The 14,074-nt window shown below is 67.6% G+C and carries 10 protein-coding genes; 3 read left to right on the top strand and 7 right to left on the bottom strand.

The annotated features are described in order from the left end of the window. Positions 1-2: 2 nt before the first annotated feature. The 3 genes from RWO33_RS09720 to RWO33_RS09730 form a co-directional block, all read right to left on the bottom strand. A complete protein-coding gene (locus RWO33_RS09720) occupies positions 3-2,669 on the bottom strand; it encodes a hypothetical protein (protein WP_314104680.1) in 2,667 nt (888 codons plus the stop codon). A 224-nt stretch (positions 2,670-2,893) separates the two neighbouring features. Continuing rightward, entirely contained in the window at positions 2,894-4,651 is a 1,758-nt protein-coding gene (locus tag RWO33_RS09725; protein WP_314104689.1) for an oligopeptide:H+ symporter, read from the bottom strand. 181 nt (positions 4,652-4,832) lie between these two features. Beyond that, entirely contained in the window at positions 4,833-6,020 is a 1,188-nt protein-coding gene (locus RWO33_RS09730) for a heparan-alpha-glucosaminide N-acetyltransferase domain-containing protein (RefSeq protein ID WP_314104681.1), read from the bottom strand. 210 nt (positions 6,021-6,230) lie between these two features. Here RWO33_RS09730 and RWO33_RS09735 point away from each other — a divergent pair, with 210 nt between their 5' ends. From RWO33_RS09735 to RWO33_RS09745, 3 genes are all read left to right on the top strand, one after another. Then, positions 6,231-8,198: an oligopeptide transporter, OPT family gene (locus tag RWO33_RS09735; protein ID WP_314104682.1), complete on the top strand. Its 1,968-nt coding sequence runs from the start codon at positions 6,231-6,233 to the stop codon at positions 8,196-8,198. 174 nt (positions 8,199-8,372) lie between these two features. Beyond that, positions 8,373-10,436 (top strand): S9 family peptidase, encoded by a 2,064-nt coding sequence (locus tag RWO33_RS09740; RefSeq protein ID WP_314104683.1) that lies wholly within the window; start codon positions 8,373-8,375, stop codon positions 10,434-10,436. Positions 10,437-10,644: 208 nt separating this feature from the next. Then, positions 10,645-11,877 (top strand): DUF819 family protein, encoded by a 1,233-nt coding sequence (locus RWO33_RS09745; RefSeq protein ID WP_314104684.1) that lies wholly within the window; start codon positions 10,645-10,647, stop codon positions 11,875-11,877. Positions 11,878-12,059: 182 nt separating this feature from the next. Here RWO33_RS09745 and RWO33_RS09750 read toward each other — a convergent pair whose 3' ends face one another. The 4 genes from RWO33_RS09750 to minC form a co-directional block, all read right to left on the bottom strand. Further along, positions 12,060-12,542 (bottom strand): hypothetical protein, encoded by a 483-nt coding sequence (locus RWO33_RS09750; protein ID WP_314104685.1) that lies wholly within the window; start codon positions 12,540-12,542, stop codon positions 12,060-12,062. A gap of 46 nt (positions 12,543-12,588) precedes the next feature. Further along, positions 12,589-12,849 carry a cell division topological specificity factor MinE gene (minE, locus tag RWO33_RS09755; RefSeq protein ID WP_314104686.1) on the bottom strand — a complete coding sequence of 87 codons (261 nt, stop codon included), beginning with the start codon at positions 12,847-12,849 and terminating at the stop codon, positions 12,589-12,591. Between the two features lie 2 nt (positions 12,850-12,851). Then, complete coding sequence (gene minD, locus RWO33_RS09760; protein WP_145478277.1) at positions 12,852-13,661, bottom strand: septum site-determining protein MinD; 810 nt, start codon at positions 13,659-13,661, stop codon at positions 12,852-12,854. Positions 13,662-13,696: 35 nt separating this feature from the next. Next, the coding region (gene minC / locus RWO33_RS09765) for a septum site-determining protein MinC (protein ID WP_314104687.1) at positions 13,697-14,074 on the bottom strand (378 nt) is incomplete at its 5' end.

Raw genomic sequence — 14,074 nt, forward strand, 5'->3', positions numbered from 1 at the left:
GATCAGAACGCCATCGACACCTGCATCTGCGCCTGCACGTCGCGCACCCCAAGCAGGCGCTCGGCCATGACCGCGCCGCCCAGGTGGGTGCGGCGGTAGCGGTAGTCCGCGCCCAGCATCACGCGGTAGTCCATGCCTGACGGTGCCAGTCCTGGCACCGCGAAGGCGTGGTCGCCTGCACCGTGGAGGGTGGCGCTGCGCACGCTGGCACGATGCGCCAGCGACTGATGCAGCGCGGCGTCGCCGCGCAGCGACCAGCCGTTGCCCAGGGGGCCGCTGACCGAGCTGCCCAGTTCCAGCTGCATGCCACTGCGCGTACCGTCGCCGACCGACAGGCCCAGCGCATCGGCACCCACTTCATGGAACGCGCCTTCGCGCGCATGCCAGGCGGCGGCGCCGAGTCGCGGCTGCCAGTCCAGGCCCGCAACCACCAGCGCCGTGCTGAGCGTGCTGCCCAGCCGCGTGCGCGACAGCGCCCGCTGGCTGTGGGCACGCATGCGCGTGCCGCCCCACTGCAGCTGGCGCTGGCCGTCGGTCTGGTGCCATTCGTTGCCCAGCGTGTGCTGCAGGGTGAACGCGCCCAGCGCCTGGGCCATGCCGATACCCGCGAAGCGCGACTGCGAACGGGTCTGGCCGCCGTCGGTGGCGAAGTCCGAGCCCAGCAGGCCGGTGCTCAGCTGCAGCTGGCGCCCGCCGCCCAGCGCCATCGCCATCTGCATGCCCGTGCCCACGCCCTGCACGCCGGACGCGCTGGCCGATCCCGGACCAAAGGCGACCATGCGATAGCCGCTGGCCGGCGTGGCACGGGCCAGGCTCGACCAGAAGGCTTCGCCATTGGCGCCCAGGCGCAGCCCGGCCATGGCCAGCCCGGCGCCGGACAGCTGGGTCAGTGCGTGGTTGAACTCGGCAGCGCTGGACACTTCCAGGCTGTGGTACAGCGCGTTGTTGCCGTAGCCGGCTTCCAGCGCCGAGGCGACACCGTGGGTGCCGGCGTCGGCCAGGTCGCGATAATCGTTGCGGGTCATCACCACGTCGACCGTGCCTGCGTCGTCGCGTTCGGCCTGGGCCTGCCACACCACGGTGGCGCTGCGGATGTTCTGCTCACCGCCATCGGCACCAAGGAAGACGCCCTCCAGCCGGATCTGCGAGGCATCGGTACCGCGGGTGAAGCCCGTATCGACGTCGATATCGGACAGGTCGCCGCCGGCATGCAGCACCATCTGCCCGGCGCTGCCGTCGGCGTTGGTGCCCACGGTGTAGCCACCGATGCCACGCGGTGCCTGCCAGCCCAGGTCCGGTGCCGGGCGATCGGCGCCCTGGGTGGGCAGGTCGGCATGCACGCCGCTGCCGCTGCCGTACACATTGACCTGGCCGTTGTTGATCAGGCGCCCGCCGCCGCTGGCGCCCATGCGGAACGCATGCGAGTTGTCGGCGTGGATGTTGATCACGCCACCACGGCGGTTGTTGAGCGTGGCCGAGCCATCGGACTGCATCGCCACCAGATTCTGGCCACTGTTGCCACCGGCCACGCCGAGGTTGATCACGCCGTCGTTGATGAGGGTGGCACCGCGTGCGCCGGACATCGCCACCGCGCCATCACCGGTCACCGTGAGCGTGCCCTGGTTGAGCAGCGTGGCGTAGCTGCCTTCGGCGTGCAGGGCGGCGTGGTTGCGCGCGTTGCTGGTGATCTGCGCACCGCGGCGGTTGATGCCGGTGCTGGCATGGCTGTCGGCGACCAGGGTCAATACACGCGCGTTGCCGTCCAGGCTGAGCTGGCCGTGGTTGTCGAAGGCTTCGATGGTGTCGCGCTCGTTGCCGACGCGGGCGGTTACCGCGTGCACCAGTGCGCCCTGGTTGAAGCTGCCGCTGGCGGTGACGCTGCCGTGGTTGTCGAACTCGGCCATGCCGCCGAGGACGAAGCCGCCGCCCTCGACGAACAGGCTGGCGTTGCGGCGACGCTCGCCGTTGTCGAACTCGCTTTCGCCGGAGAGCGTGACCAGGGTGTCGCGCAGCTCCATGCGGCCCAGGTTCTCCAGCTCCGAATCGCCGTCGATGCGGATGGCGGCGCCGCGCGCGGACAGGGTGCCATGGTTCTCCAAGCTGCCATCGCGCTGCAGCTGCAGCTGGCCCTGCAGGTCGAGGTGGCCGTAATTGTCCAGCTCGCCGTCGTTTTCCAGCAACAGGCGCGCGGCCTGGCCGATGCGCAACGTACCGTTGTTGCGCAGCTGGCCGTCGTTGCGCACCGCAAGCGTGCCGGCGCCGATCTGCAGGGTGCCTTCATTGCGCGCGTTGCCGACCACGCGGGTTTCCACGTTGCGGTCCCAGCTGATGTCGGTGCCGGGGGCGGCCAGCTGCTGGTTGCCGCCGTATTGGCCGCCTTCGCTGCCGGGCACGGTGCCGCCACCGCCACCGCCACCACCACCGTCGCTGCTGCTGCCGCCACCGCCACCCCCGGCCGCTGCTGCAGCGCCGCCGGCCAGGGCCAGTCCGCCCAGCAGCCAGCCGCTTACGCCGCGCGATCCTACCTCGGTGTCGTCGCAGTGCAGGTCATCGGTCGTGGCGTCGCAGTCCGAGGTGTCGTCGGCCTGCACGGGGGCAGCGAAGGTGGTGCAGAGGGCAAGGGCGATGAACGCGGCCAGGGGCCGACGGGACGGAACTGCGGGGGTCATTGGACACTCCATGGACGCATCAGGGAAGGCATGCACCTGCTTCGGACAGGTCTGCACGCGGGGAGCGCCATGGTGGTGAGCGGTCGTGCGGGAGTAACTACAACTAGTTTCAACGACCAGGAAGTGTGACCCGGTCGGATGGTGTTAAGAACCGTTTATATGCAAGGCGCCCGAATGGATCTGCGCCAGAAACGACAACGGCATCAATGGGTGCCGTTGGGGTGTCACTTCACGCCGTGCATCATCCGCTTCAACCACGGCGCGCTGGCCAGCGCGACGGCGGCGCAGCCCAGGCCGATCCACATCAACAGCCAGAACAGGTGTTCGTAGCTGGCGGCGGCGGTGGCGATGTTCATGGTTTCGCCCTCCGGCACCTCGATGGCGGCGAGCTTGCCGAACAGGGCGGCCAGCGTTTCGGAAAATGCCGTGGCGAGGAACCATGTTCCCATCATCAGGCTGACCACGCGCGGGGCGGCGAGCTGGGTAACCGCGGACAGGCCGACCGGCGACAGGCACATCTCGCCGATTTCCAGCACCAGGTAGGCCAGGACCAGCCACCACACGCTGGCCATCTGGCCGGTGGCGCCGACCTGTTGCGCCGCCAGCGCCAGTGGAATGAAGGAAAGGGCGCCGAACACCAGGCCGAGCGAGGATTTGACCGGCTTGGAGGGGTCCAGACGGCGCCTGTCCAGCCACGCCCAGAGCAGGGAAAACAGCGGCGCCAGCACGACCAGGAACAGGCCGCCGAGGTAGGTGAGCGAGCCAGCGGTCTGCGGAATCACCAGGCAGTCGCGGACCAGCAGCACCAGCATCAGGGCGACGATGGCGATGAACAGCGTGCGCGGGGCGCTGGAGCCGGGGTTGCGTTCGGACAGGCGGGCGGCGACCACGAAACCGAGCGGGGCCAGCAGCAACGAGGCGATCGACCACGGCAGCGGGGTGCCGCCCTGGATCACCAGCGCGGGGACCAGGTCCTTGGTCAGCATGCGGTCGGTGAAGGTGACCCAGGAGCCGTACGTCTGCTCGTACAGGGTGAAGAACACCAGGGCCATGAAGATCAGCGCCATCAGGGCGATCATCTGCTGGCGCTGCACGGGGGTGCAGCGGGTGCCGGTGAACCAGGCGAACCAGACCAGTACGGCACCGAGCACGACGATCATCAGCATCAGCGCCAGGCTGATTTCGCCGCCAAGGGCGAACGCGCCGTTGGCGGCGGCCCACATCAATGCGGCCACCGGCAGCACGCCGAGCACGGCGGCGGCGTAGATCAGCCATTCGCGGCGCAGGCCGAACACGGGCTGGCGCAGCGCGGCGGGATCGGTGGGTTCGGCGTGGCCGTGCAGGTACTTCTGGCCCCACAGGAACATGGCCAGGCCGACCACCATGCCGATGCCGGCGGCGCCGAAGCCGTATTTCCAGCCATACGCTTCGCCGAGGAAGCCGCAGACCAGCGAGGCGAACAGGGCGCCGAGGTTGATGCCGGCGTAGAACAGCGAGAAGCCGGAATCGCGGCGCGGGTCGTTCTCGGGGTAGAGCTTGCCGACGATGGTGGAGATGTTGGGCTTGAGGAAGCCCACGCCCATGATGATCAGGGCCAGCGAGAGGTAGGTGACGCCGAGCGCGGCATCGTCGCGGACCACCTGGCCGTCGATGCGGGTGGCGGCGTGGCCTTCGAAGGCCATGCCAAGGTGGCCCAGCACCAGCAGCACGCCGCCGAACACCACCGCCTTGCGCATGCCCAGCCAGCGGTCCGCGAGCAGGCCGCCGAACACGGGAATGCAGTAGACCAGGCCACCGTAGGCACCGAGCAGGTCCAGCCCGGCCTTGTCGCCGAACAGGTGGTACTTGGTGAGGTACAGCAGCAGCAGCGCCTTCATGCCGTAGAAGGAGAAGCGCTCCCACATTTCGGTGAAGAAGCAGACGTAAACGCCCTTGGGGTGGCCAAGGAAGTCGTCGGAAGCGGGCAGGGCGGTAGCGGTCATCAGGCGATAGGCGACAAAACAGGTCGCGATTATCACGCTTTCGGCGTCTTTACCGTTATCGGCTGGGGCGCGGGCGGCGGCGGGAAACAGCAACGTCAAATGCACGTGCCGAACCGCGTAGAGCCACGCCATGCGTGGCTTGCTCTTCGCGGTGCACCCGGCAGCCACCCATGGGGTGGCTCTACAGGTACCGCAACCAGAGCAGGTCCTTGCGCCGCGCCTTCAGGCGCGCGAATGCGCGGGTCGGCCAGTACAGCGCCAGCGCCAGCGCGGCGGTGATCAACCAAAGCTGCCATACGTGGTTCACGCCGAAATACGCGCCATGGGTCTGGCCCCAGCGCGCCTCGGCGGCGACATACAGCGCCTTCAGCACATACAGGTGCAGCAGGTAGAAGAACATCGGGGCGGCGCCCACGTTGGCCAGCGGAGCCAGTGCGCGGGCCACGCGCGGATGCTCGTACAGGCGCAGCAGGAGCAGGCCGATGCCAAGCGTGAGCAGCAGGAACAGCAGTGACGGCGGGTACTTGGTGACGTTGAGGAGGCTCATCGCGGTCTGCATGCTGCTGCCGGACGCCTGCCACAGCGCGTCGCCGTAGACATTGGCGGCACGCAGCAGCGCGAACACGACGAGGGCGCCGCCGCCCGCCCACAGCAGGCGGCGCCGGCGCAGAGCAGCGTCGCCATTGCGGGCGAACCAGGGACCAAGCGTGTAGCCGAGGGCGATGACCGCGATCCACGGCAGGACGGGATACGAGGTACGCAGGCGCAAGGCGTCGCCGACGGCGATCCAGTCGCGCTGGTGCAGGATCTTCCAGAGCACGGCGAGCGGGCCGTCGCCGCTGGCGTGCACGCCGTCCAGCAGGTTGTGGCCGGCGATCACCGCCAGCGCCAGGGCGGCGAGGGCGCCGCGCGGCAGCCACAGCAGGAAGGCCAGGGCGACCATGCTGATGCCGATCGCCCAGATCACCTGCAGGTAGATCACGCTCGGCGGGAACTGCAGGGTCCAGGCGAAGTTCACCACGGTCAGTTCGAGCGCGATCAGGAACAGGCCGCGCTTGAGCAGGAACGCCGAGGCGGCCCGGCGCGGGTCGGGCTGGGAACTGCCGTACAGCCAGGCCGACAGGCCGGTGAGCAGCACGAACACCGGGGCGCACAGGTGGGCGAGCAGGCGGCTGGCGAACAGGGCCGGTTCGACCTGGTCGACCGCCATCGGATCGGGGACCTGCTGGTGCAGATAGAAGGTCTCACGCACGTGGTCCAGCAGCATCAGCACGATCACGGTGCCGCGCAGCTGGTCGATGGCGGTCAGGCGGGGGAGGGTGGGGGCCACGGGCACACGGGGGACGGGTGGCGTGACAGGATATAACATTACAAATGGGTTGTGCCGGTTCGGGGTCCGGGTTTGCTGGATTGGGTGATTGGGGGGGGGCATTGCCTGGTCCGGCCAACGGCCGGGGCTACGCGGGGCGCCTTTGGCGCCCCGGTATCGCCTTTCGGCGATACGCCGTGCCGTTGGCACGGCTTGCCTTGCATCTGCATGAAGGCTAGGTTTGACGGGATTTTTACAGCAGGGGCTTCCATGAACAACGACGCTGCGCCCAAACAGCTCACTTTCCGCGCGGTGGTGCTTGCCATCGTGCTGGCGGTGATCCTGTCGGCGGCCAACGCCTACTTGGGTCTGTTCGCAGGCCTGACCATCGCCACGGCCATCCCGGCGGCGGTGATTTCCATGGGGGTGCTGCGCCTGCTCGGCGGCGGCACCATCCTGGAAAACAACATCGTGCAGACCGGCGCATCGGCCGGCTCGTCGATCGCAGCGGGCGTGATCTTCACGATCCCGGCGCTGGTGATCATGGGCTACTGGCCGGACTTCAAGTACTGGTGGGTGCTCGGCATCGCCGGGCTGGGCGGCCTGCTGGGCGTACTGTTCTCGGTGCCGCTGCGGCGCTCGATGATCGTCGAAGACCCGCTTCCCTTCCCGGAAGGCAAGGCCGCGGCCGAGGTGCTCAAGGCCGGTGAAAACCCGGGCCCGGGCCTGAAGATCCTGGCGGTGTCGGCCGCCATCGGCGCGGTGGTCAAGCTGGCCGCGGAAAGCGGCATGCGCCTGATCCCGGATGCCTGGGCCACGTCGGCCTACGTCGGCAGTTCCAGGATCACCGCGTTCATCGGCACCAATCTCTCGCCGGCCCTGCTGGGCGTGGGCTACATCGTCGGCTTGAACGTCGGCATCGTGGTGGTGTCCGGCTCGATCCTCACCTGGCACATCGCGATCCCGCTGTACCAGGCGTTCTTCATGAATACCGATCCGGCCCTGGCCGCGTCGATCGCGACCGCGTCCTCGACCGAGGCCGCGTTCGCCATCTGGGGCGCGAAGATGCGCTACCTCGGCGTGGGCGCGATGCTGATCGGCGGTGTGTGGACCCTGATCTCGCTGCGCAAGTCGCTGCTCAACGGCGTCAAGAGCGGCTTCGCGGCTGCGCGCAAGAGCGGCGGCCCCGCACTGGCGCACACCGAACGCGACCTGCCGATGAAGTGGATGCTGGTGGCGCTGGTGGTGTTCACCCTGCCGCTGCTGGCGCTGTACCAGGCCATCGTGGGCCAGTGGCACGTGTCCATCCCGATGACCCTGATCATGATCGTGGCGGGCTTCCTGTTCGTTTCGGTCTCGGCCTACCTGGCCGGCCTGATCGGTTCCTCCAACAACCCGGTGTCGGGCATCACCATCTCCACCATCCTGTTCGCCTCGGCGGTGCTGGTGCTGCTGCTGGGCAAGGACGGCCTGACCCCGGTGGGTATCGGCGGCGCGCCGCTCGGTGCGGTGGCCGCGATCATGATCGGCGCGGTGGTGTGCTGCGCCGCGGCGGTTGGCGGCGACAACCTGCAGGACCTCAAGGCTGGCTACATCGTCGGCGCCACGCCGTGGAAGCAGCAGCTGATGCTGGGCATCGGCGCGTTCTCGTGCGCGCTGATCATGGCGCCGGTGCTGAACCTTCTGGCCACTGCGTACGGCATCGGGGTGAAGTCCGACCTGCACCCGAACGCACTGGCCGCACCGCAGGCCAACCTGATGGCCTCGGTGGCCAAGGGGTTGTTCGGCGGTGAACTGCCGTGGACCTTCATCGGCATCGGTGCCGTGGTCGGTGCGGCGATCATCGCGTTCGACAGCTGGCTGAAGTCGCGCAACGCACGCTTCCGGGTGCCGGTGCTGGCGGCCGCCATCGGCATCTACCTGCCGCTGGAACTGATGGTGCCGATCTTCCTGGGCGGTCTGATTTCCTACCTGGTCGAGCGGTTCCACAAGGTCCGCGCCGACGATGAAGAGGGCCGCGACCGCATCCACAAGCCGGGCGTGCTGTTCGCCGCGGGCCTGATCACCGGTGAGGCGCTGATGGGCATCGCCATCGCCGTGCCGATCGTGCTCAGCAGCCGCGCCGACGTGCTGGCCGTGCCGTTCCACCTGCCGGCCGCGCAATGGATCGGGCTGGCGGTGCTGTTCCTGGTGGGCTGGCTGATCTACCGCACCGGCAAGAAGGCCGGCACGGTCTGATTCCAGACCCCTGTGGACCCGACAGACCCCGCCATGGCGGGGTTTTGTCGTTCCAGGGTGTCCAGAATCCGCGTTTGCGGGGCAGGGCCCGGCGCTACGGCATGACCAGTGGCCGTAGCGCGCAGGGCATGGGCGACATTACCATCGGCGTTTTGCCGTTCCGCGGAGACCCCGATGAAGCTTCGTTACGCCCTGCTGCCGTTGTGCCTGTTGACCGCGTTGCCCGCGGCCGCCGCCACCCGTGGCCTGGATGTGCGCGACATGATCGCGCTGGACCGGGTCTCGGCCCCGCTGCTCACCGCCGACGGCGGCAACGTGGTGTTCGCCAAGCGCGTGGTCGGCAGCGACAGCAAGGCCAGCACCGGGCTGTTCATCCGCAACCTGCGCACCCGCGACGCCGCTCCGCCCAGGCCGCTCACCCCGGCCGGCTGGAACGTCAATTCGGCCGCGCTGTCGGCCGATGGCCAGACCGTGTACTTCCTGAGCGGCAAGGGTGGCAGCCAGCAGCTGTATGCAATGCCGCTGGCCGGTGGCGCCCCGCGCCAGCTGACCGACTTCGCAGTGGACGTGGACAGCTTCCAGATCTCGCCGCAGGGCGACCGCGTGGCCTTCAGCGCCGGTGTGTTCCAGGACTGCGGTTCGGACCTGGCCTGCACGGCGAAGAAGCTGGACGCGCACAAGGCGCGCAAGAACACCGGTGAGGTGTTCGACAGTCTGTTCGTGCGCCATTGGGACACCTGGAACGACGGTCGCCGCAACACCTTGTTCGTGGCCCCGCTGCCGGCGGCCAAGGCGGCTGCGGTGAAGGGTGCCTCGGCGATCAGCGCCACGCTGGCCGGCGATGCGCCGTCCAAGCCGTTCGGCGGCAATGACGATTTCACCTGGTCCCCGGACGGCCGCAGCGTGGTGGCCAGCATCCGCGTGGCCGGTCGCGAGGAAGCCTGGTCGACCAACTTCGACCTGTACCGCCTGGACGCCGAAGGCAAGCAGGCGCCGGTCAACCTGACCGCGGCCAACCCGGCCTGGGACGCCGGCCCGGTGTTCAGCGCCGACGGCAACACCCTGTACTACCGCGCGATGAAGCGCCCGGGTTTCGAAGCCGACCGCTTCGGGGTGATGGCGATGGACCTCGCCTCGGGCAAGACCCGCGAAATCGCGCCGTCCTGGGACCGTTCGGCGGGTGAAGTGGTGCTGGCGCAGGACGGCAAAAGCTTCTACACCGCCGCCGATGACCTGGGCGAACACCGCCTGTTCAACATCGACATCGCCACCGGCAAGGCGACCGTGGTCGCCGAAGGCGGCAGCATCGGTTCGCCGGTGATCGCCGGCAGCACGCTGGCCTATACGAAGAACAGCCTGAAGAGCGGCGACCAGATCGTGGTGGCGCAGGCCGACGGCAGCAGCCCGCGCGAGATCACGCCGAGCGCCGGCCAGATGCTGCCGGACGTGGCCTTCGGCGATTACGAGCAGTTCCAGTTCAAGGGCTGGAACAATGAAACCGTGCACGGTTATGTGGTGAAGCCGTACAACTACCAGGAAGGCAAGACCTACCCGGTGGCGTTCCTGATCCACGGCGGCCCGCAGGGCAGCTTCGGCAACGGCTGGAGCTACCGCTGGAACCCGCAGACGTATGCGGGCCAGGGCTACGCGGTGGTGATGATCGATTTCCACGGCTCCACCGGCTACGGCCAGGCCTTCACCGATGCGATCAGCCAGCACTGGGGCGACCGCCCGCTGGAGGACCTGCAGAAGGGCTGGGCGGCGGCACAGAAGCAGTATCCGTTCCTCAACGGCGACAAGGCCTGTGCGCTGGGCGCCAGCTACGGCGGCTTCATGGTCAACTGGATCGCCGGCAACTGGAACGAGCCGTGGAAGTGCCTGGTCAACCATGACGGCGTGTTCGACCAGCGCATGATGGGCTACGCCACGGAAGAGCTGTGGTTCACCGAGTGGGAGCAGGGCGGCACGCCCTTCGCCAAGCCGCAGAATTACGAGAAGTTCAATCCGGTCAACCACGTGGCGGACTGGAAGAAGCCGATCCTGATCATCCACGGCCAGCTCGACTTCCGCATTCCGGTGGAGCAGGGCCTGGGCGCGTTCACCGCGGCGCAGCGCCAGGGCATCGAATCGAAGTTCCTGTACTTCCCGGACGAGAACCACTGGGTGCTCAAGCCGCAGAACAGCGTGCAGTGGCATGACACGGTGAACGGCTGGCTGAAGCAGCACATCGGCCAGTAAGCAAAAACGGACGCCGCCTTGACCGGGCGGCGTTCGCGCATTGCATGGGCCGGCCAACGGCCGGCGCTACCCAGGGAATCGACCCTCCCGGTAGCGCCGGCCGTTGGCCGGCCTTCGACCATCGTCCGGCGCCACCGAGCGATTTGACCATCCCGGTAGCGCCGGCCGTTGGCCGGCCCTCGACCATCCCCCAGACGACCTTTCGCCCATGCCCCTGATCCAGAACGACATCGTAGTCTTCGGCCTGATCGCCGCGACCCTGGGCGCGGTGTTCTGGACCGCCTCACGCCCAACGGGCCCATGGAAGCGCTTCTACACGTTCGTGCCGGCACTGCTGCTGTGCTACATGATCCCCGGCATCTACAACACGGTCGGGTTGATCGACGGCGAAAACACCCGCCTGTACAACCCGATCGCGCGCGACATCCTGCTGCCGGCGGCGCTGGTGCTGCTGACCCTGGCGGTGGACATCAAGGGCATCCTGCGGCTGGGCCCGAAGCTGATCGTGATGTATCTGGGGGCGTCGCTGAGCATCATGATCGGTGCGGTGGTTGCGTTTGTTCTGATGAAGTGGGTGCACCCGGAAACCGTGGCCGGCGACACGTGGTCGGGCATGGCGGCGCTGGCCGGCAGCTGGATCGGCGGTGGGGCCAACATGCTGGCGATGCGCGAGGTGTTCGATGTCAACGCAACCACATTCGGCCAGTTCGCGGTGGTGGACGTGGGCGTGGGCTATGTGTGGATGGCGGTGCTGATCTTCATGGCCGGGCGCGCGGCGAAGATCGATGCGCGCACCGGGGCCGATACGTCGGCCATCGACGAGCTGAAACTGCGCATCGAAAAGTTCCAGGCCGAGCACGAGCGCGTGGCCAGCCTGACCGACCTGATGCTGATCGTGGCGGTGGCCTTCGGTACCGTGGGACTGTCGCACGCCATCGCCGGGCCGGTGTCGGCGTGGTTCAAGGGTCACGTGGCCTGGGCGTCGCAGTTCAGCCTGGACGCGCCGTTCGTGTGGGTGGTGGTGATTTCCACGACCTGCGGGCTGGCACTGAGCTTTACCCGCGCGCGCAACCTGGAAGGGGCGGGGGCCTCGAAGCTGGGCTCGCTGCTGCTGTACTTCCTGATCGCGTGCATCGGCATGCAGATGGACTTGCTGGCGCTGCTGGAACGGCCGTGGCTGTTCGCGCTGGGGCTGATCTGGATCGCGGTGCACATCCTGCTGCTGCTGGCATTGGCGATGGCGCTGAGGGTGCCGTTCTTCTACTTCGCGATCGGCTCGCAATCCAACATCGGCGGCCCGGCTTCTGCTCCCGTGGTTGCGGCTGCCTTCCATCCGTCCCTTGCTCCGGTGGGCGTGCTGCTCGGGACCATGGGGTATGCGACTGGTACATATCTCGCCTACATCGTTGGCATTACGTTGCGCGCTTTGGCAGGCGGCTGAGTTCTCCGGCCCTCGCACCGCGCGGGAAGAACCGAACAGCCAAGGCTTTAGGCGCGGATACAAAACCGTCGAGAGCGCTTTTCCGCCGAGGCGCGATGCGTCCCCGTGCTGATCGTTCGTATCGGCAGTCGTCTGACGACCGACCCTACCGCGCTCATGCGCGCGTGCGCTCGTACAACGTTTTACGCGGCGAGGAGGCCGCGTTCGATCAGCCAGGCTTTTGCGTCTTCGGCGTCCTGTTCGAACCAGGCGCGCGTGGAGCCGAGGCGATAGGTGTAGCCCCAGGCATCCATGTCCGTCATCAGCTGCGCGCTGCCTACGCCGGGCAACTGGCCGGCCAGCACGATCTGCAGGTAACAGGTGGCGTCTTCTTCGGGGACCGAATCGGTCGCGTCGGTGTGCACCAGCGCGCGGCGTTCGGGCGGCAGCACGATGAGGTGGCAGGCTTCGTGCAGCATCGAGTGCACCGGCGTGTCGTTGCGCACGTACACATCGCTGGCGATGATGCCCGCCTCGGGCTCGCCCCAGTAACTGCCGGGAATCGGCGCGCCGTCGGCTACCCGGTGCAGGCGCAGCGCATGCCCGGCCAGCAACGCTGCGGCGGCGTCGAAATCGATGTCGCCCACGCGGGTGACCTGCGGTTCTGCTTCAGCGGTGGCGGTCATGGCGCGGGCGTCTTGCGCCCCTTCCCGCAGGAAGGGGCAGGGCGGGTCAGGACTGCTGCGGGCCTTCCGGCAGCGCCACCGAAATGTCCAGCACGTCGTGCTCGCCGTCCTTGACCAGGTCCACCTTGACCGCGTCGGCGTCGATGTTGACGTACTTCTTGATCACTTCCAGCAGCTCACGCTGCAGCAGTGGCAGGTAATCCGGGCCGCCACGGTGGCTGCGTTCCTGCGCGATGATGATCTGCAGGCGGTTCTTGGCCGTTTCGGCGGTGGTCTTCTTCGTCTTGAGGAAATCGAACAGGCCCATGCTTACCCTCCGAACAGCTTGCTGAAGAAGCCCTTCTTTTCCACGTTTGTGAAGCGCATCGGGCGCTCTTGCCCGAGGATGCGTGCGACGGCGTCATCGTATGCCTGGCCTGCGGGAGACTCAGGGTCCAGGATCACCGGTTCGCCCTTGTTGGATGCGTTCAGCACATCGCCCGATTCCGGGATCACGCCGATCGCCTTCAGGCCCAGCACCTCTTCCACGTCCGTGATGCTCAGCATCTCACCCGACTCCACGCGGACCGGGCTGTAGCGGGTCAGCAGCAGGAAGGCCGGCACGCTCTGGCCGGATTCGGCCTTGTGCGTCTTCGAATCCAGCAGGCCGATGATGCGGTCCGAGTCGCGCACCGACGACACTTCCGGATTCACCACCACCACCGCGCGGTCGGCGAAGTACATCGCCAGGAACGCGCCCTTCTCGATGCCGGCCGGCGAATCGCAGATGATGTAATCGAAGCCGTCCGCCGCCAGGTCCTTGAGCACCTTGCCCACGCCTTCCTGGGTCAGCGCATCCTTGTCGCGGGTCTGCGAAGCAGCCAGCACGTACAGGTTGTCGAAGCGCTTGTCCTTGATAAGGGCCTGCTTGAGCGTGGCCTCGCCGTGCACGACATTGACGAAGTCGTACACCACGCGCCGCTCGCAACCCATGATCAGGTCGAGGTTGCGCAGGCCGACGTCGAAGTCGATCACCGCCACCTTCTTGCCCTGGCGTGCCAGGCCGCAGGCCAGGCTTGCGCTGGAAGTGGTCTTGCCGACGCCACCCTTGCCGGAAGTGACTACGATGATTTCAGCCAAAGGACTTCTCCTGATGATTCTGTTGGTGCACTGGCTCAGTCCAGCGCAGCGATCTTGATCTGGTCGTTTTCCAGCCACACCTGCACGGCCTTGCCGCGCAGGGTGTCCGGAACATCGTCCAGTACCTTGTAGTGGCCGGCAATGGCGACCAGTTCAGCGTGGAAGTCACGGCAGAAAATGCGCGCCGTGGTATTGCCCTGGGCACCTGCCAGGGCACGGCCCCGCAGCGTACCGTAAATATGGATGCTGCCGTCGGCGATCACCTCGGCACCGGCGCCGACCGTGGCCATGACCGTCAGGTCGCAGTTCTCGGCATACAGCTGCTGGCCGGAGCGCACGTTGCTGGTCTGCATGCGGCCGGGCTGCGGCGCCCCGCCGCTGGCGACCGGTGCGGCCGTGGCCGTGGCCGGGGC

Origin of the sequence: uncultured Stenotrophomonas sp., from assembly GCF_963519925.1 — a bacterium.
GTDB classification, from domain to species: Bacteria; Pseudomonadota; Gammaproteobacteria; order Xanthomonadales; family Xanthomonadaceae; genus Stenotrophomonas; species Stenotrophomonas maltophilia_AE.

Bases quoted from the DNA above. Each gene is read 5' to 3' on its own strand.
- RWO33_RS09740 (WP_314104683.1), top strand. From the start codon at position 8,373: ATGAAGCTTCGTTACGCCCTGCTGCCGTTGTGCCTGTTGACCGCGTTG.
- RWO33_RS09735 (WP_314104682.1), top strand. From the start codon at position 6,231: ATGAACAACGACGCTGCGCCCAAACAGCTCACTTTCCGCGCGGTGGTG.
- RWO33_RS09730 (WP_314104681.1), bottom strand. From the start codon at position 6,020: ATGTTATATCCTGTCACGCCACCCGTCCCCCGTGTGCCCGTGGCCCCC.
- RWO33_RS09745 (WP_314104684.1), top strand. From the start codon at position 10,645: ATGCCCCTGATCCAGAACGACATCGTAGTCTTCGGCCTGATCGCCGCG.
- RWO33_RS09750 (WP_314104685.1), bottom strand. From the start codon at position 12,542: ATGACCGCCACCGCTGAAGCAGAACCGCAGGTCACCCGCGTGGGCGAC.
- RWO33_RS09720 (WP_314104680.1), bottom strand. From the start codon at position 2,669: ATGACCCCCGCAGTTCCGTCCCGTCGGCCCCTGGCCGCGTTCATCGCC.
- RWO33_RS09725 (WP_314104689.1), bottom strand. From the start codon at position 4,651: ATGACCGCTACCGCCCTGCCCGCTTCCGACGACTTCCTTGGCCACCCC.
- minE (WP_314104686.1), bottom strand. From the start codon at position 12,849: ATGGGCCTGTTCGATTTCCTCAAGACGAAGAAGACCACCGCCGAAACG.